The following is a 19,250-nucleotide window of genomic DNA, read 5'->3' as shown; positions in this document are numbered from 1 at the left end:
CTGCTCTTCAGAGCTGCCATCCAATCCACAGGGTGATGCGCGAGGGGGAAGGGATCCGTGTTGTACATGCCAGGAGGGGGACTCGTACGACTTCAGGAGTCCATCGAATCCTTGCCCGATTCGGAAGCCAAAATCGCGAAATATATTCTCGAAAATCCAGAACAGTTTATCAATACAACAGTTCACGAACTGGCCCAACTGAGCGGAGGCAGTTCAGCGGCGGTCGTCCGGCTTTGGAAATCACTCGGTTTCGATGGCTACCAAGATCTGAAACTCCGTGTCGCGAGCGACTTGCAATCCACGCCGCAAAACAAGTATGTCGAACTTTCCGAAAACAGTTCGTTTGGCACCATCCTGCACTCCGTCGAGAGCAGCAGTGTTCAATCGATCCAAAACACGCTCAAACTTCTCAAAGAAGCCGATATCCAGGCGACTGCGGAGGCTCTGCACAAAGCCAAACGCACGATGACGATGGGCGTTGGCGCTTCCGAGGTCGTCGCTGCCGATTTTGCCCAAAAACTGACGCGCGTCGGGTTTCCCGTCAATTGCGTCCACGACTTTCACCAAGCCGCCATCCTCGCGACGCAGTTGCGACCGGGTGACGTCTTCCTCGCCGTGTCCGATTCCGGCACGACGTCCGACGTGATCGAAGTCGCGGAACTCGCCAAAGGGAACGGCGTCACGGTGATTGCCATCACCCGCTTTGGCGATACACCGCTCAGCCGCCTGGCCGACATCTCGCTGTACACCAGCGCCGTCGAGCCCCAGGTCCGGGTCGCCGCAACCGCGTCGAGAATTTGCGCGCTGATTATGATCGATACCCTATTCATCTATTTGGCGAATCGCTACCGCGAAGACGTCTACGCGTCACTCGAAGCGACGCGCGACGTGGTCAAGACTCATAAACTCAATTCATGAACCGACCGTTTCTACTCTTTCAACATATGCCGGTACACGCCAGGAGCTGACCCCTCAATCACGGTTGCACCGACGATTTTCTCGTAAAATTCGGTCGGCCCGGCCCCACCGATGACACCGTAGGCGTAGCCCTCCGCATACATCGCCTTGAGCGACAGCACCAGCAATGCCGCGCCGACACCTTTCCCCCGTTGCGACGGCAGCACGCCCGTCGGACCAAAAAAGCCCTTCTGAGTCGAGTCGTAACAAGCAAAGCCCACGAGTTCCTCGGACGTATGGGCAATCCAACACGATACGGGCAGGCGGCTGAAGGCCACTTCGCATTCGTCGCCCCACGCGGGATTGAATCGATCCCGGGCAAACCCAACGACCAGTCGCTTTTCTGGCGCGATCGCCCGGCGAATCACAATGCCGTGCTCCTTCATCTTCTCGAGATAAGGCCTTTCGTCAGGCAATTCGTACAGCTTGACAAGCATATCGGGCATGAATCCCATCTCCTTCAAATCGTCTCAATCCAGCATGCGCGCAGTCACCTGACGCTCGTATGGATACAGACACGCACTCTTGTGCGAATCTCCCGCGAGCGGCGGAAGCTGCCGTCTGCACTCTGCCGTGGCAAACGGGCATCTGCTGGCAAACAGGCACCCCTCTTCGGACAGGCCGTCTTGGCTCAGTTCCTTCTCCACATAGAACCGCTGCGATCCCGGCACTTCCAGTCCCTTCAGCACAGGAACGGCGCTCAGCAACGCCTGCGTGTACGGGTGTGTCGGACCGTTGATGACCGTGTCCGTTGCGCCTTCCTCGACAATCATCCCTTTGTAAATCACGAAGACTTTGCCGTCCCGTCCCAAGTACCTCGACGCGGCGACATCGTGCGTGATGAAGAGGACCGAGATGTTCAGCTTCTCGCGCAGGTTTCTCAGCAAATGCAAGACGCCGAGCCGCAGCGAGACGTCGATCATCGACACCGCCTCGTCCGCCACCAGCACCTTCGGCTCCACGGTGAGCGCGCGCGCAATGACGACGCGCTGTCGCTGGCCGCCGGAAAGCATGTGCGGATACTTGTAGAGAATCGCCGCAGGATCGAGTCCCACCAAGCTCAGGACCTCGGCCATCCGATCCTGGATCCACGCGTTCGACACCCCCGCCTTCCGCTTCGCCATCAGCCGCAGCGGCTGCGCCAAGGCCTCCTCAATGGTGTGCGCCGGATTCAAAGCCTGATACGGATCCTGTTGAATCAACTGAATTTGCCGCATCAGTTCGCGCCGCTCTTTCGGATTCGCGCGGTGGATGTCGATCCCGTCCAAGAGCACGGTGCCGTCCGTCGGTGTCTCCAGTCCGGCCACGATGCGTCCAATCGTCGTCTTGCCACAGCCTGATTCGCCAATGAAGGAGATAACCCCTCCATCCGGAATCGTAAAACTGACATCGCGGACCGCCTTCACCTCCCGGCGTCCAAACATATTGTCCTTCGTCGTAAACGTCCGTTTCAGGTTTTTCACTTCAAGCATGGTCATTCACCCGAAAGCATGCGACATGTCTCCCAGTTTCCACTTCCAACAACGGCGGGCGGCTCTGTTGGCACTCAGGCGCCGCCAACGGACACCGATCCGCGAACAAACATCCAGGCTGCTTGTATGTGTTCATGTCGGGCGGCGATCCCGACAGCGGCACCGCCTTGTCGATATCGCCGCTGATTCTCGGAATGGCGCGAATCAGGCCGCGCGTATACGGATGTTTCGGACTCGTCAGAACTTCCTGAGTGACACCTTCTTCGACGATGCAACCAGCGTACATGACGACGACGCGATCGGCGAGATCTCCGACGACACCCATGTCGTGGGTGATGAGAATGGTCGTCAAGCCGCGTTCTTCGTGCAACTCTCGAACAATCTGGAGCACGGATGCCTGCGACAGCATGTCGAGCGCCGTCGTCGCCTCGTCCAAAATGACCACTTTCGCGTCAAGTACCAGCGCGAACATGATGCCGACCCGCTGGCGCATGCCGCCAGACAATTCGTGTTGGTAGGCGGTCAGCACGCGGTCCGCGTCGAGCCCCAGCCGCTCCAGAAGATCCTTTGCTTTTCGCAGAAGCGCGCGGAGGTCCTTGACGCCGTGAGAACGGCCGAGATCCAGCACCTGGTGGCCAATCCGCCGCAACGGATTCAGCGAATTCTGCGCCGCCTGAAAGACGAGGCCGAGTTCCGTGCTGCGCGCCCTCCGCTGTTGCTCCGTCGACAGCTTCATCATGTCGCCGACGCCCGACACCTCTATGGACCCCGATGCCACGCGGCCCGGCTTCGCGACGGCGTTCATCATCGCCATCACCAGCGTGGATTTTCCCGATCCCGATTCGCCGATGATCCCGGTGATCTGCCCCTTTCGAATGTCCAGGTTGACGTTCTGGACAGCTGGGATATCGCCTTGAGTCGTCTCGTAGACGACGTTCAATCCGCGCACCTGAACGGCTGTTTGCGCATCTATCAACTGCAGTTCCGCGTTCAATCGCTACACCTCTCTCAACCGAGGGTTGAACATTTCATCGACAGCGTCCAAGAACAATACGATACCGAGCGTCAAAATCAGCAAAGCCAGCATCGGCGACAGCAAGTATGGCAGAGCCTGCGGGCTGGACATCGCGCCACCGGAGAACACGGCCAAATTCAGCATCACGCCCCAATTGTTGACGTGAAACGGCACGACGCCAAGGAAGAACAAACCAACTTCCGCATAAATGCTCCCGGTGACCGCGAGTAGCAGATTCATCGCGATATACGATCCAACGTTCGGCATCAGTTGCCGAAACAGAATGTGACCAGAGGACAAGCCGAGACCACGAGCAGCTTCAATGAAGCCTCGTTCACGAAGGGTCAGGGTTTGCGAGCGAACCGCGCGAGCCAGGCCGCCCCACCCCGTGATGCCTAAGACGAAGCCCATCGCCACCGGTTGGCCGAAGTTCCACACCGTCGAGAGCACGACCAAGAGCGGGAACGATGGCAACGTCAGGATAAAGTCGGTGATCCGCATGATGACGGAGTCGGTCGCCCCTGCGAAATAGCCGGACAACAGCCCGAGCACGGTGCCGAACACGACCGTAAACAAAGCGCCCATGGCCGCCGCGAACAACACGTAGCGGGCACCGGTGATCACCAGCGCAAGATTGCTCGTCCCTTCAAAATCCGTGCCCAGTGGATACTTCCAGCTGATTGGCGCGTAAATCGCGTTGGGATCGATGGGCAGGTTCTTCGGATACAGCATCGGGCCGAAGATCGCCATCAGGATAAAGAGGACAATAATCAGGAAGCCAATCAGTCGACCAGGCTTCTTCACAATCGTCTTTAAGGCGAAGCGCAAAAACGGTTCCCGATGATGTCGTCTGCGTGCCTGTCCGTTTGATAATTGCGTTTGGGCAACAACCAAGCTGCGTCACCTCCGAATTCGTGGATCGACGATAGAGTATAGAAAGTCGGTCGCGATGTTGGCGGCGATGATCGCCACGGTAATCAGCAAAAATGCGCCGCTCATCAGCGGATAGTCCTTGTACGAAATCGCGTTGGTCAGCATGTTGCCAAGACCGGGGTAATCGAAGATATCCTCGATGAAGATGGAACCGCCAAACATGAAACCGATGGACAAGGCCAGGATGGTGAACAGGGGGAGCATCGCGTTCTGCGCAATGTACCGCATGCGAATGGACGGTTTGATGCCTCGCACCTCGGCAGCCAGAATGAAATCGTCGCCGAGCACGCTGATCACACTTGACTTCATGGTCAGCAGCCAACCGCCGTAACTCGACAGAGCGTATGTCGCGACGGGTAAGATGGCGTGCCACGCCAAAGAGCCGATATACGGCCAGTTGAACCCAGGCGTCAAGGACGCGTCGTACGGGGCGCCGTACGGAAAAACGGCCCAAATGGTCGTGAACACGTACGCCAAAAACAATCCCATGACAAACTGCGGAATGCCGTGCAGCAAGGAACCGGAGACTGTGATTAAATTGCCGGAGACTTTATTGCGCCGGATCGCCGCGATCACGCCTGCCAGGACCCCGACAACAAAACTCGCCAGCGTACCCGTCAAGACAAGGATGATGGTCCACGGCGCGGCACCGAGTATGATTTTCATCACGGGCGTGCCCTCATAGGAAATCGACTGCCCGAGATTCAAGTGCAGAATCTGCCAGAGATACGTGACAAATTGCTGAAACAGTGGCTGCTTCGGAATAAAACCATACATCACACGCACGGCGCTCATCGCCTGATCCGGCGTGTAGCCGCTCATGATCAGTTGTTCATACTTCGCCTCAATCGGATTGCCCGGCATCATGCGGACCAAGAAAAACGTAAAGGATGCCACCACAAGAATCATGATGACGCCTCCGATGATACGTTTTAGCAGCCGCACCAGCACCGTCTTCATGATGACAACACCCCATTTGATAAAACGTGAAATGACAATCGGGGGCAGGCCATACTCGGTCTGACCCCGATCCAAGGTTCAACGCTGTCGTTATTTCACAGGCTTCACATAGCCCAACGCCATCCAGACACCAGCCGGATTGTCCAAGACACCCGTTTGCGTCGGGAAATCGGTAAACCGTGCCGTGTTCACGAACTGCACGTTCGTGTAGTTCCACAGCGTGATCATCGGCAAATCCACGTTCGCCGCTTCAGCCAGTTCGGCGACGGCCGTCTTCTGCTGGGCTGCGTTCATATTGTTCAAGGCGTACGTCAACTGACCAGGATTGATCACCTTGCCGTTGAGAAGCTTGATCTCTTTCGAGATGTCGAGCCAGTTTCCACCGCTCTTGTCGCTCGCAGGCGAGTATTGAAGCTTGCCACCAACCACGTTGTAACCGTCCGGCGATCCGAAGATTCGTTGGAATGTGCCGTACGCCGAAGGTCCTAAAGCGTTCAGCCAGAAGCCAATCGGATACTTGCCAGCCGCCAGTTGTTGCAGATATTCCGAATAACTGCTCACGATGCTGGGTTGTGTCGGGATGCCAAAGCTGGTCATTTCACTGGCGATGACTTTGGAAGCCTCAATCCAGTCGCTGAAACCGTTGACCGTGTAAATTGTCGCGGTCCACGGTTTGCCGTTTGGCATGATCCATTGGCCGTTCTGCTTCTTGAAGCCGGCAGCCTCAAGCTCTTTCGTCGCCAGCGCGACGTTGTATGAGTACTTGTCCAAAGAATTGATCTGCGACTTTGTCAACCAGGTCTTGGTAGCCGCATCAATCATGCCATCCGAGTACTCAGAGACCGATCCGGAAACCGGTTCGCCGACCTTCTGAACGTCTTGACGGTTGATGATGTGCGCCAAGGCCTGCCGAACAGCCAACAGATTGTACGGATATGCGCTTTGATTGAATGCCAACGCTGCACCCACGAACGACGGCGTCGAAAGCTCCTTGTTGGTCTTCACGTGCAACACCTGTTGCAGAATGTTCGTTGGCATCGATGTAAACGGCGCCTGATCCAACTGGCCGGAAATCAGATAGTTCCAGATTTGTTGGTTGCCCGTGTAGTTGCGGAAGATGACGTTGTCGACGTGCACGTTTTGCGCGGCATAGAAGTACGGGTTCTTCGTGAGATACGCTTCGCCGGGATTGAGGTTTTTGATCACGAACGGCCCTGCCGAAACGTCGGTCGGCGGCGCAAACGCCGCAATTTTTTTGCCGAGGTTCGTCAATTGCGTCTCCGCCTTGGCCGCCGCGGCTGCCTTCGCCTTGTTCGAACCCGCGTACTGCGACGTGTCAATCAATTGCCAGATGTTCTTTGGCAACTGCGATCCATAGACCGATGTTGGCACGATGACCGACTGCAACAAGGCGTGCATGAACAAGTTGTAATGCTGCCCAGGAAGCTGGTTGAACTGGACCTTGTTCGATGAAAGCGCTTTTACGGAACCTAGGAAGAATGCTTGGGCGTCGCCTTGCGTGAACGCGATCGCCATCGATGTCACAACATCCTGCGCCGTGACAGGCTGTCCGTTGGACCATTTCGCCCCAGGTTGAAGCGTCACCGTAACCGAAGTCCCAGCCTTGTTTTGTACCCAACTCTTCGCCAGTCCAGGGATGAAATCATTTTCGTTGTTCGCCGAGTTAGTAAACCAAGCCAATTGCATCTCGTCATAGCCCATGAACGTGTTGGGCGTGGCATTGAACGGATTCATTGGCGCCCCTGCTGTAATCGGGTGGTCTCCGTTGATGGTCGTGAACGTGTTGCTCGTAGCTGCAAATGTCGTGGCGGCGGACGGTATGCCTAGTGCTGAGATCGAACTGAGAGCTGCTAGAAACGCAAGAATTCGATTCCTCTTTGTCAACTTTTCTCCCCCTAATCCGTACGTGAGACGTAAGCTGCGCTTATTGACTGAATGTTATCATGTTTCATTTTTGGTGTAAATACTACGAAACTAAATTTCAGAAAGATGCAAGATTAGAGGAGAGGAGAAGGGAGAAAGCCCCATTTGGCAGTCTTTTTACTGTGGATTGGGGGTAGATAGTCAATAGCATTGGTTGAAAATATACATTCGATGAGGGCGACCCCAAAACCTTTCATGATTGTGTCATACATTTTTTTACACGAAAATTAACATCGAAGGATACCCAATTGCCGAAACGGATCGATCCATGTCAGAATAACCACCATCTCCGATAGTGGCTTCCACATTTTCATGTAAGGGGTTTCACGACAGTCATGATAACCCTACCACATTGCGGCGCGTTATGGAATTGGATCAATCACTACATTCTCAACTCAAAACGCGAAGTTGGCCGATAGTGCCTCAGACGTCCAATGTCGCTTCCTGCCACAGAGGGCCGCGGTCGAATGGCCGTGGCCTCTATTGGGATCAAGCGCTCCGCAGATGAATAAACAGAAAGTCCAAGTGACTCTCCCATGCTCATGTGCCGTTGCAAACACCACTCGTGCCTGTTACCTCGATCCGGCACGTTCCGCGGATTTCACCAGCTCAATCTGCACCTCGCGCGGTTCTTCCATAGAGCGATAGCGTATGGTGTATCCATGCAGAACGTCATCTACCGCATCCAGCATTTCATCCGAGTGAACTTGCAGCTTAGCTTCCGTGGCAAACGCCAACACTGCGGCATCTCGAGCTGGTATTGAGACGCGTAAGCGCACTCCGCTTTCTGTGGCTTCCAGCCCCGTCACTTCGACCGTGCTGTACTTCAATTTGACGCCGTGCGCGAGTTCCCAATCAACAGGAAGCAGTTTCCCTGTCCGAGGCGCAACGCAAACGGACTGGCCGTCAAATACGTCGGTGCCGTAACGAGTCACGTACGTCTCATGCGCGACGTCGTCCACATTGATCACGGAGATGAGCTTCCCTTGATCGCTCAAGCGCTCCGTCGCGACCAGATTGTCATTGGAGAGGCGAAGCACCGGTTCAATACCGACGTAACTGGCCAGTTTTCGGATGACGTCAATTTGGTACTGATATTCGTGTGTCAACGCCGCCCCAAGCACGAGAACCTGCCCTCGGCCAATGGCGCGAGTGAAACCGAGCGGCTCGTGCGCTCCAGCCTCCGTGAACGCGGTGATTTCTGCATCGTCAGGCAGTTCCAGAACCGAGTATTGACGACAGAAGACAGAATCAATACCGCCAATGGTGACGCGCTGAAACCCATAGCGTTCATCCTGGACACTCGTCCCCAAGACGTTTGCCAACACATCACACGGCCGTCCAGATAAATCGTAAGCAGGGAGCTCGGGGCCAATGACCAGTTTCCCGCCTTGTTCCACATAATCGGCGAGTCTCTGTTGCGTGTGCCTGTCCATGTACTTTGTCGTGCACATCCAAAGCGTCGGCGCAGCGTCGACATCAATGTCCTTTTGAACGTCGATGGCGTCAAACGAAATATTCGCGGCAGCCAACAGTCTCCACACCCCATCGAAATGATACTGCTCTCGTTGGTGTTCGATGTGCGAAACGATCTGATTCACCTGCGGATCGTTCCTGTCTGCCACTTCAGTTGCGTAATAGGGCGAATAGAAGCCGATATGGGTATCCACCGATCTCGGCGCGCCACAGAGCAGGCTGCCGAGCGTCGTGTACAATCGTCCCAAATGCTTGGTGACGTCATACGACGGACGCAATTCGCCGTTCGAAGCGATTGGAGCCTGCCATTCGTGCCGACGTCCAAACAGGCCGATCCCTTCGACATTGTCGCCGCCGCAAAACATGTAGTAATTCAAAGCATTCATACCGCTCGCGACACACAGGCGCGTGATCAAATCGACGTCGCTCGGATAAATGCGCGGTCGATCCGCGAGGCGCCCCGATTGAAACTCTGCGGAAAAGAGCGGTTGACCTGCTGGACTAATCGATTCCGTCAAAGCTGAACTCAAAATCAGATCGTGAAAGTTATCATAGCCTATCTTCCCCGGATAGAAATCGCCGGCGATAATGACATCGTCGATCTCGCCCGTCGACTTCAACTGCGACAGCCCAATTGGATAATCCACACCGCGACTGTACACGGAGAAATCTTTGAAACCATGCACGTTCACAATAAATGGAACGTCGATTCCGTTGCGTTCTGCAAGAGATTTGAGCACCCGGACATATTCAGCCCACTCACGGCGGCGAAATTCGACTTGCCGCCAATGTTCGTCCGCCGTCGAACGTGTTGCGTCATCTTGTATTCCTCGATCCGCTTTAAAACTCTCGTAGCGTGCAAGCGCGGACGTGTTATGGTCCGCCGTATTGGTCACCCAATGCAGCATGCCAATCTCATTGTCCAATTGAAACATGATCACGTTTCCACCTCGGGTAATCAGACGAGGCGAAACACACGAACAAACGTGTTCATACCAGGTTTGCGCCAATCTCAAATACGTTGGGTGAAGATACGAAACAACGCGCGTAGGATGCAGGTTCCCGTATCGGTCTCGCGCGATGACCTCGGGATAGGTCGCTAAGAGCCATTCGGGAATGCCTTCGTTTTTCAGTTCGGACATCACGTAGGGGCCAGGCCGAACGATGCAGTACAGATCCAGCGACTGGCAAAGATCGAGAAACGCCGCCAGATTGCGTCGCGGATGCGTTTTACCCTCGAGATCGATCTCGCCCTCCGTGGGCTCGTGCCAGATCCAAGGTACGTAGGTACTGACAAGATTGAAACCCGCTTCTTTCATTTTGTGCAGTCGATCCGCCCATTCACTTGGGTCCAACCGAAAATAGTGACACTCCGCCCCGTACAAAAACACGTCTTTGTCTCTGATTCGAAAGTGTTTGTTCTGATATGAAACCACAAGATGTCCTCCTAGCTATTACGCATCGTGCGTCGGGTTTGGCGAATTCAAGCAGGCGTGGCGATGCGATGGCAGCCCAACCAGCGCAGGCGCCGTCGATCGACAGTCGTCGATCACATACGGACATCGCGGCGCGAACGGACAGCCTCCGGTGCTGACCTGCGATGCCAATGAACTGTCACGGCTGGCGGCGCTTGGCTCCACGCTCCTCGAGTTGTGCCCGCGCGACCTGAATGGCCGAGGAACCGACGAGAAGAGCAATTGGGTGTACGGATGGGCAGGATGACGAACAACTTCATCCGCCGCACCTTGCTCTACGACATGACCTCGATAAAGCACAATCACCTCGTCCGACAACGCCCGCGCACTGACCATGTCGTGCGTGATGTAGACGAACGACGTATTTCGGGTATGACGGATTTCATCAATTAAATGGAGAATATCAGCCCGTATGGATACGTCGAGCATCGATACAGGTTCATCGGCGACAACCAGTTTCGGCTCGCAGGCGATAGCTCGCGCAATGACGAGTCTCTGCCTTTGACCGCCAGACAATTGGTGGGGTTTGCGGTGCATGAAGTGTTCCACCGGCGTCAGTCGCACGGTCTCCATGATGCTCTTTGCCGCATCGATCGCCTGTGACTCACTCATCCCCAGATGTCGGCGCAATGGCCGGACAATCGTGTACAGCACGGTATTTTGCGGATTGAGCGATGAGAACGGATCCTGGAATACCATCTGGACGTGTCTTCGGTATAAACGGAGATCTCTTCCGCTCAATGAATCGACCTGCCATTGGCCAAATCGAACCGAACCTTCCGTCGGGCGTTCGACACCCGTGATCAGCCTCGCCAAAGTGCTCTTGCCACTTCCGCTTTCCCCGACCAAAGCCACGATTTTCCCCGGCTCGACCGTAAAGTTCACCTTGTGGGCGGCGACGGTCACGTTGCCCTTCTTTCCATAGATTTTCCCAACGTTGTTGAGTTCGAGAACCCAGTCGTTTGATAGCGTCCGCGCTTGATCTCGATAGTCCAGACTCATGATCTCGCCACCTCCTCCGCTCGATACAAATGACAAGCTACTCTCCCGGCCCCGCGATCCACTGGCGCCGGCGGGATCGAACGGCAATCCGCAAATGCGTTGGCACACCGCGGAGCGAAGGGGCAGCCTTGAATTGCGGCGCCCAAATCCGGCGGAGAGCCTGGTATGCCGGACAACGTCACGGTTTCTGCGCCGGGATCGGCATAACATTTCAGCAATGCCTTGGTATACGGGTGTTCAGCCGTTTCAATCAACATATCGGCGGGCTTGTCTTCCACGATTTGCCCGGCGTACATGACCATCACCCGATCAGCGAATTCCAATACAAGCCCCAAGTCGTGGCTGACAAAGAGTACGGAAAATCCCAATTGCCGTTGCAACGCGCTCAGCATCGTGACAATGGACCGTTGCACGACGACGTCGAGCGCGGTGGTCGGTTCGTCCAGGATGACCAACCTCGGCTGCAACACGAGCGCCAGCGCGATGGCCGCGCGTTGCTTCATGCCGCCAGACAGTTCATGCGGATAAGCCTCCATCACGGATGGATTGAGGTTCACAGCCTTCAGCAACTCCGAAATGCGATCTAGCATTTGCGCCTTCGTCATATCGCTGTGCTCGCGCATCACGTCCATAAACTGGTTTTTGATTTTCAACACAGGATTAAAGGCGTTCATGCCACCTTGGAGCACCAGCGACAGTTTGCTCCATCTCAGCTTGCGCAAGGCCTCGTCCGAAAGTTTGTAGAGATCCTGCCCGTCCAAGACGACGGAGCCGTGAATCTCATTTCGCGCGGGATCGAGCAGACGAGACAGCGCGAAGCCGAGTGTCGACTTCCCACAACCGGATTCGCCGACGAGACCCACGAACGTGTTGTCGGGAATATCAAAACTCACGTCGCGCACCGCGGTAACCCCCGGTCCGCGTTTCGATGTATAGGTGACCCGGAGATCCTTGACTTCAAGCATTACATCAATCCTCCTGCAAACGAGGGTTAGCCACGGCGTCGATTCCGAAGTTAATGAAAGTCAGCGATGAAGCGACGAGCGCAATACATAATCCTGGCGCCAATACCCAAGCCCATTGACCTTCCAGCAAGGCATCGCCGTTTTGAGCCCAATAAATCATCGTCCCCCAACTGGTGATGCTGGGATTCCCGAGACCCAGGAACTCCAGGCCAGCCTCCGCAAGGATTGCGCCTGTGACGGCGCCAAAGAAGTTGGCGATAATGTACGACAACGAGTTCGGAAGAATCTCGCGAAAGATGATACGCAAGGGTGACTCGCCAGCAAAGCGGGCTGCGATCACATAATCACGGCGGCTCAAGGTGAGCATCTGCGCCCGCAAGGTACGGCCGCCAAATGCCCAGCCCGTGAGCGACATGACCAAAATAATTTCCCAGATGCCGTGACTCGGAATGTACGAAGCAATCAAAATCATCAGCGGCAGTCCTGGCAGCACCAGCATCACGTTCATGAGCATCGACAACACGTCGTCTACCCATCCTCCGAAGTAGCCTGCAACGAAGCCGATGGTCAACGCGATCGCGATGACGATGGCCCCAGACAAAAAGCCAACGAACATGGAAACGCGGGCGCCGCACAACAACTGCGTCAGGACGTCCTGTCCCGTCTGCGTGGTGCCCAGCCAATGCGCGGCCGACGGACCCATCGACGTGGGAAAGTGGGTATCGCTTATCGAATACGGAGCAAGCCACGGTCCAAAGATCGCAATGAATACGAAAATCGCGAGTACAATGATGCCGAACCTTGCCTTGCGATTGGACCACACGATGCGAAAAGCGCCTGCCTGCTTCGCCTCTTCGGCTTTGGCAGAAGACAGTCCGGTCGTTGTACTGGCGCCGTTGACGAATGACTCGCTGTTTAAGGAGTCTAGCTTCATGATGTCGTTGCCCCCCTTCGCAAGCGCGGATCAAGCAATCCTGAGATCAAGTCGGCGATGAAGTTCGCGACAAGTACGCTGACGGTAATGCACAAAAACAACGCCTGGAGCAAAGGGTAGTCCTGGTTGCTCACCGCGGTCGACAGCAGATACCCCATACCCGGGTAAGCGAAGACCGTTTCCATCAGCAGCGACCCACCGACCACAAGACCGAGAGACATCGCAAAGTTCGTCACAATCGGTAAGAGAGCGTTCCGAGCGGCGTACCGCAGGGCAACCACCCGGTTCTTGAGTCCCTCGGCCTTCGCCAGCAGGATATAATCCTCGCCCAGCGTGTTGATCATGTTGTTCCGCATGCCCAGGAGCGATCCGCCAATACCCGTTGCGAATATCGTGATCGCGGGGAGGATGCTATGATAGACTGCGCTTGCGATAAACGACCATTGGAACGCCGGATGAAGTGAACCGGAATAGCCGCCTGAAATCGGAAACCACTTGGCCAAATAGGCCAGAAAGTAGATCAGCGCAAGCGCCAGCCAAAAGTACGGAAATGCCGCGGTGAACGACAGCATCACAGAGGCTGTTGAGTCGAATTTTTTGCCGCGGTTCCAAGCTGCGTACACACCGCAAAGCGTGCCGACGACAAACTGTAAGATCGTCACGATACCGACCAGGATCAACGTCCATGGCAAAGCGGTCAAAATCACATTCGACACGGACTCAGGAAAGTACGAATACGATGTCCCGAAATTAAAATGGACGATATTTCCCAGGTAACTCCAATACTGACTCCACAGCGAACCGGTGGGCAATCCCAGCATGAGTTCGAGCGCCTTTTCCTGACTTGGGCTGACCGGTCCTTGCTGAGCAAACTTGGCCATCATCGCTTGCGCTGGATTGCCTGGCATCAAGCGCGGGAGGACAAAGTTCAATGTCACGGCGACCCACACGGTAAGCAATAGGAACCCGATTTTGCGGAGAAAGTACCGCATGGTCTGCACCCCTTTAGCAAAGGCCTCTCCGTTTCACAACGGAGAGGCAGGTTGAAAATCACGAGTTGCGTTTGAGATGAGTCAAGATCATCAGAGGCGGCTGCCCATAAGGCGAAGGAAGCGCGTATGGGTTCTTGGCACTCGGCCAGCCAGTGAAATTCTTCGTGCTAAACTCGCTCCACGTTGCGCCATAGAACAAGTCGATCACAGGAAGTTCGTTGTACATCGTGTTCTCGATCTCGCTTGCCGACTTCTTCTGCTGAGCCGTGCTCGTCGACTGCTCCCAGCTTTGGAGAGCCTGATCTACAGCCTTGTCCTTGAAGCGCTCCTGGTTTGCTGTCGTCGATTGGCCAACCGGAGTCGCGAACGAACTGTTCAAGAGCGTCTGGAAAGACGTGTACGGACTGGCCGTGCCGCCGAACGAGAGAAGCGCGCCGTCAAACTGTCCGCTCGCCAAGTTTTCACTGTAGGCAGCATACTGTGGTGTCGACACATTCACAGTGATGCCGATCTTCTTGAGGCTCGATTGGATGATTTGCGCAGCTTGAATCCAATCCGACCAGCCTGTGGGCACTTCCACGCTAAACGTGATAGGTTTGCCAGATTTGTCGAGCAGTTGACCCTGGCTGTTCGTCTTGTAGCCAGCGCTCTTCAAAATCTGTTTGGCCTTCTGGATGTTCAATGGATAGATTCCCTTGTTTGGCAAAGAAGCATCGAGCCACTGGCTCTGACCTGGCAGAATCAAGCCCGCTTGACTTGCGACATCCACGTAGCCGTCCTCAGCCTGATTCGCAATCTGCTGCTTGTCGATCGCGTACGCAAGCGCTTTTCTAAACTGCGGATCGTTGAACGGCTGTTTCGTCAAATTCAACGCCAGGGAAATGATGCCGCCTGCCGGGAACCAGTATTTGTTGGTGGACGGATCCCTCGACACGTAGGTCTTTTGAATGTCCGGCAGGAACAACGTTGCCCAGTCCCATTGTCCGGAAGCCAATTTCAGAGTGGCCGTCTGATTGTTCCCAAGCACCGGGAAATTCAACGTGTCGACTTGCACCTTGTTCGCTTGCCAGTACTTCGGATTCTTCGTCAACGTGTATTGATACGGCGTGAAGCTTCCAACCACGTAGGGTCCAGTACCCACCGGATTTTTCATCACGGCCTTCGCCGGATTGGAGATCGTTGCCCAAACGTGCTGCGGAATGATAAGCGTACTAGCAATTTGATAGAACACCGGGACGTCAGGGGTCTTCATGGTAAAGGTGACTTTGTTTCCACTCGCCGTCACGCTCTGAAGCACCTGCCACAACCCTTGGCTGTCAAGAGAAGGGTTCTTTTTCAGGTATTGAAATGTGAAAGCGACGTCTTTCGCCGAGAATGGCTTCCCGTCGTTCCATTTAACTCCATTGCGGATGGTGACGACGAGTTTCTTGTTGTTCTCCCACTTATAAGCCGTTGCAAGCCAGGGAGTCACCTTGCCATTGATGTTGTTCACGAAGAACAACGGTTCGTAAATATAGTTGGTCCCCGTGCGTGTCGACGGAGCATACGGATTGAAATTATCGGTAAAGGTCGGCGATCCGTTGTCCACGCCAATGGTTAAGCTTGAGTTGCTTACCGATGCCGCTCCAGTCTCCGCTGCGTTCGAAGCCCCTGAAGCATGTGTGTTACCAGCGGTGTTGTTCATTGGAACGGTGCCGCATCCAGCCAATGTCGTTCCGGCCAGCCCAAGTGCAACAACCATGGAAACGACAAGCTTTGTATTTTTTGCCAATGCAGTTACCCCCTGTCGTTGTGAATACGCTTTCCCTCAGGGAATGCCATGACGCTTCGTTTCGGAATTGGACGAGATAGAATCGAGATCGAAAAATGCGAAACCAGGCCCCTAACCGAACGTCAAACGTACATGCCCCGTACCGAGGATTGCCGAACAATCAATTCAGCTGGCAAGGTGACTGGATTTAAATCCGAACTGCCAGCAAGCGCAGCGAACAACATCTGCGCAGCAACCGAACCCATGTCGTACATCGGTTGACGGACTGTGGTCAAAGCCGGACGCACGTACTCAGAAATGCGAATATTGTCAAATCCGACAATGGCTACGTCTCTCGGAATCTGAATGCCTTTTTCCCCAAACGCCCGCATAAGTCCAATCGCCATCTCGTCATTCGCCGCAAACACCGCTTCAGGAAGTGTGCCCTGCGAAGCAATCACCTTACCGACGGTGTAGCCACCTTCTTCGGTGAATTTCCCCATGTAATCGAATCGTTTCGATTTCTTCGCGGAAAATTCGTCCATAGCCATCTCATATCCGCGATAGCGCAGTTCAGAATCAAGCGTATCCGCAGGACCACTTACAAAAATGATGTCACGATACCCAGCTTCCAATAGGTGCCGTGTAGCTTTGTAACCACCCTGTTCATTGTCCACTCGAACGCTGTAGACATGTTTCGCCACCAAATCCCGATCCAGGACGATGACCGGCAAATCCGGTCCAGCGGCACGTATAATGGTCTCGTTGTCGATCTCGGGAGCCAATACAATGACACCATCCACTCGGCGTTCCAAGAGCCACCGTACGGCCGATCCGTTCTTTCCACCAATGGAAGCGCTGGCGATAGTATTGTAGTCATTCGCGGTGGCGACATCTTGAATTCCCAACAGTAACTCTGAGTAAAATGGTCCACCCAAATCATGAAGAATCACACAAATGGTTTCCGTTCGACGCGTTTTCAGGTCGCGCGCTGCACCATTCGGCCGGTACTGCAGTTCCTGAGCAATCTCCAAAATTCGTCGACGTGTAGATTCCCTAACTCGCGGATCGCCCCTCAGAGCCAAAGAGACGGTCGACACCGCAACGTTCGCTGCGTTCGCCACGTCTTTTATCGTCGCCATTCGCACATCGCCCCCTTTCTGTGCTTATCACTTTAGGTTGCGGAGAAAGACGTATTCGCAGACTAGTCTATCCCCATACTTCAGAAAAACATTCTGCACACACATCGAAACGTTTCGATCCGTAGAATAAACACTTGCGAAAGCGTTGTCAACAAATTCACGGAGAAATGAGAGAATCTTTTTTGTTGGCTCTCGTTGGATGGCGCGAGACGAAGATGTTCGATCAGGACGAAGCTGCAATGTTCGATCACGCTCTTCCCCCCATCCCCATGCAGTCATTTTGCTAGAATAGAACCAGATAACCAACTAGGAAATCCAGAACGGAGGTATATTTGTGAAGTACCGTCCACTCGGAAGAACCGGCTTGCAAGTCAGCGAGATCAGTTTCGGGACGTGGGCCATCGGGAGCGCCTGGGGCCGCGTCGATGAGCAGGAAGCCTTGAAGGGCCTGCAGCGGGCTATCGATTCCGGTGTCAATTTCTTCGATACGGCAGATGTGTATGGAGATGGACGTTCAGAGGAACTGCTCGCCAAAGCGACCAAAGGCCTGCACGACACCATCCATATTGCGACGAAGTTCTGCCGCCAAGGAGATATACACGATCCCGCCACATACTCCAAAGAGAGTGTCCAGAACTATGTCGATGCGAGCCTAAAGCGTCTGAATCGGGAGACCATCGATCTCTATCAAATCCACTGCCCCCCGCACGATATTTTGAAAGCGGGCGACGTGTTCCAAGTTCTTGATGATTTGAAGCAAGCAGGTAAAATCCAGCACTACGGTGTCAGTGTGGAAACGGTTGAAGAAGGGCTAACCGCCATCCAATACCCAGGCGTCGAAGCGCTGCAAGTCATATTCAACATCTTCCGCCAAAAGCCTTTGACGGAACTGTTCCCGCACACAAGGGCCAAAGACGTCGGCATTCTCGCCAGATTGCCCCTGGCGAGCGGGCTGTTGACCGGGAAGTTTGAGCCTTCGCACAAGTTTCCCGAAGATGATCACCGCAATTTCAACCGCGACGGCGCAGCTTTCAACGTCGGCGAAACTTTTGCTGGCCTCCCCTTCGAGACAGGCGTCCGTCTGGCGAACGAACTGCGATTCATCGCGGAGGGACGCGGCACCATGGCGCGCGCGGCGATGCGCTGGATTCTCGATTTTGACGCGATCTCATGCATCATCCCAGGATTCAAAACGGTCGCCCAAGTCGAGGACAACCTCGCGACGTTGGACGTTCCTCCATTTTCACCCGAGGAACACGCTCGTCTGCGGAAATTTTACGAAACCAAGGTCAAAGACCATATTCGAGGCCCTTACTGAAAAACGAAAGAACTGAGGTCGGACGAGATCGTCCAAAATATTCGATCACACTATCCGATCACACAGTGACCACCGGATCGTCACCAAACATGCAGAAAGACCGCCGAGGCGGTCTTTCTCTGTAAGTCAGTGATGGTTCTGAGACATTCCTACAAAGGAGTCACCATTACACATCTCCTCCTTACGAGGACTAGGATGTCATCCGCAAATCGAGTTTATGCACGCCTTGATGACGCCGCTCCCGATATCTCATGGACAAGAATACCAATTGGGAGGAGTCTTGTCTGTATTTTTCATCCTGATTGCGTGGTACAATCCTAACGTCCCTATTTGTGCTGAAAAGAAACCTTATGTATGGGTGTGTGTATACTGGAGATTAAACTAAGCACCTTACCGCTCTGGACGATGGCCTGCGTCGCGGTTGTCGTATCGCTGTTTCTCCTAATATATAGAGACAGCTATCTAAGATCTTTCGCCAAATCCTATTCCCTAGCAACCTTGTTGCTTGCGGCGACCTGGGTTACCCAAAGTGTGTTTATGAATGTGCACAACGGAGTCCAAGCCCGTCTCATATACAGCGTCGCACTACCGCTCGTGTTCATATCCCAACTCGCCATCATCCACGCATTCATCGTGACATTCAAATTGCGCAACCCGCAATGGTTTCGTTGGTTATGGTGGGTTGGAATCGGATTTTTCATCGCGTCCCTTCTATTCAGAAACAGCATCTATCCCGTACTTCAGCCCGTTCCAGATGGATATTACTTCGGGAGTCCGAGCGCAGACATAGGTTTCTCCATCCTAAAGACCCTCGTATACGGCAGCACTTTGATTGGATTCGTGTGCGTACTGTGGACTGGGTTGAAGCGTCAAGGCTACAAAGCCAGATGGGTATATGGGCTGATGATTTTAGTT

Annotated in this window: 16 protein-coding genes; 3 read left to right on the top strand and 13 right to left on the bottom strand. The window is 54.4% G+C overall.

Going from position 1 to position 19,250, the window contains the following annotated elements:
* The first annotated feature begins 66 nt into the window (after window positions 1–66).
* Complete coding sequence (locus AAC01S_RS11530; RefSeq protein WP_245630193.1) at window positions 67–918, top strand: MurR/RpiR family transcriptional regulator; 852 nt, start codon at window positions 67–69, stop codon at window positions 916–918.
* A gap of 11 nt (window positions 919–929) precedes the next feature.
* Here the strand turns inward: AAC01S_RS11530 and AAC01S_RS11525 are convergent, their stop codons facing one another.
* The 13 genes from AAC01S_RS11525 to AAC01S_RS11470 form a co-directional block, all read right to left on the bottom strand.
* Window positions 930–1,403 carry a GNAT family N-acetyltransferase gene (locus AAC01S_RS11525; protein ID WP_067622275.1) on the bottom strand — a complete coding sequence of 158 codons (474 nt, stop codon included), beginning with the start codon at window positions 1,401–1,403 and terminating at the stop codon, window positions 930–932.
* Window positions 1,404–1,427: 24 nt separating this feature from the next.
* Complete coding sequence (locus AAC01S_RS11520) at window positions 1,428–2,429, bottom strand: ABC transporter ATP-binding protein (protein WP_067622310.1); 1,002 nt, start codon at window positions 2,427–2,429, stop codon at window positions 1,428–1,430.
* Window positions 2,422–3,423 carry an ABC transporter ATP-binding protein gene (locus AAC01S_RS11515; protein ID WP_217997832.1) on the bottom strand — a complete coding sequence of 334 codons (1,002 nt, stop codon included), beginning with the start codon at window positions 3,421–3,423 and terminating at the stop codon, window positions 2,422–2,424. The genes AAC01S_RS11520 and AAC01S_RS11515 overlap by 8 nt, the downstream gene beginning before the upstream one ends.
* A gap of 3 nt (window positions 3,424–3,426) precedes the next feature.
* The gene (locus AAC01S_RS11510) at window positions 3,427–4,338 is read right to left on the bottom strand and encodes an ABC transporter permease (RefSeq protein ID WP_067622273.1); all 912 of its coding nucleotides are present in this window, start codon (window positions 4,336–4,338) and stop codon (window positions 3,427–3,429) included.
* Window positions 4,339–4,344: 6 nt separating this feature from the next.
* Window positions 4,345–5,337, bottom strand: coding sequence for an ABC transporter permease (locus tag AAC01S_RS11505; protein ID WP_067622270.1), 993 nt, complete (start codon window positions 5,335–5,337; stop codon window positions 4,345–4,347).
* 90 nt (window positions 5,338–5,427) lie between these two features.
* Window positions 5,428–7,242, bottom strand: coding sequence for an ABC transporter substrate-binding protein (locus AAC01S_RS11500; protein ID WP_067622267.1), 1,815 nt, complete (start codon window positions 7,240–7,242; stop codon window positions 5,428–5,430).
* A gap of 611 nt (window positions 7,243–7,853) precedes the next feature.
* Window positions 7,854–10,193: a beta-galactosidase gene (locus AAC01S_RS11495; RefSeq protein WP_067622264.1), complete on the bottom strand. Its 2,340-nt coding sequence runs from the start codon at window positions 10,191–10,193 to the stop codon at window positions 7,854–7,856.
* Between the two features lie 18 nt (window positions 10,194–10,211).
* Window positions 10,212–11,234, bottom strand: a complete 1,023-nt coding sequence (locus tag AAC01S_RS19735; protein ID WP_169794039.1) for an ABC transporter ATP-binding protein — start codon at window positions 11,232–11,234, stop codon at window positions 10,212–10,214.
* Entirely contained in the window at window positions 11,231–12,199 is a 969-nt protein-coding gene (locus AAC01S_RS19730; RefSeq protein ID WP_157071148.1) for an ABC transporter ATP-binding protein, read from the bottom strand. Before AAC01S_RS19730 ends, AAC01S_RS19735 begins: the two co-directional genes overlap by 4 nt.
* Window positions 12,200–12,203: 4 nt before the next feature.
* Complete coding sequence (locus AAC01S_RS11485) at window positions 12,204–13,133, bottom strand: ABC transporter permease (RefSeq protein WP_067622261.1); 930 nt, start codon at window positions 13,131–13,133, stop codon at window positions 12,204–12,206.
* A complete protein-coding gene (locus tag AAC01S_RS11480; protein WP_067622258.1) occupies window positions 13,130–14,125 on the bottom strand; it encodes an ABC transporter permease in 996 nt (331 codons plus the stop codon). Before AAC01S_RS11480 ends, AAC01S_RS11485 begins: the two co-directional genes overlap by 4 nt.
* A 58-nt stretch (window positions 14,126–14,183) precedes the next feature.
* On the bottom strand, window positions 14,184–15,896 hold the full coding sequence (locus tag AAC01S_RS11475) for an ABC transporter substrate-binding protein (protein WP_067622255.1): 1,713 nt from the start codon (window positions 15,894–15,896) through the stop codon (window positions 14,184–14,186).
* Between the two features lie 122 nt (window positions 15,897–16,018).
* Window positions 16,019–17,017 carry a LacI family DNA-binding transcriptional regulator gene (locus AAC01S_RS11470; protein ID WP_067622250.1) on the bottom strand — a complete coding sequence of 333 codons (999 nt, stop codon included), beginning with the start codon at window positions 17,015–17,017 and terminating at the stop codon, window positions 16,019–16,021.
* A 334-nt stretch (window positions 17,018–17,351) separates the two neighbouring features.
* Here AAC01S_RS11470 and AAC01S_RS11465 point away from each other — a divergent pair, with 334 nt between their 5' ends.
* Both AAC01S_RS11465 and AAC01S_RS19725 read left to right on the top strand, forming a co-directional pair.
* The gene (locus AAC01S_RS11465) at window positions 17,352–18,335 is read left to right on the top strand and encodes an aldo/keto reductase (protein WP_067622247.1); all 984 of its coding nucleotides are present in this window, start codon (window positions 17,352–17,354) and stop codon (window positions 18,333–18,335) included.
* Between the two features lie 531 nt (window positions 18,336–18,866).
* A partial coding sequence (locus AAC01S_RS19725; RefSeq protein WP_217997831.1) for a hypothetical protein occupies window positions 18,867–19,250 on the top strand: 384 nt, incomplete at its 3' end.

The organism is Alicyclobacillus acidiphilus NBRC 100859 (assembly GCF_001544355.1).
Classification (GTDB): Bacteria; Bacillota; Bacilli; order Alicyclobacillales; family Alicyclobacillaceae; genus Alicyclobacillus; species Alicyclobacillus acidiphilus.
Note: the sequence above shows the minus strand (reverse complement) of the source record. Positions and strands in the feature narration are given on the sequence as shown.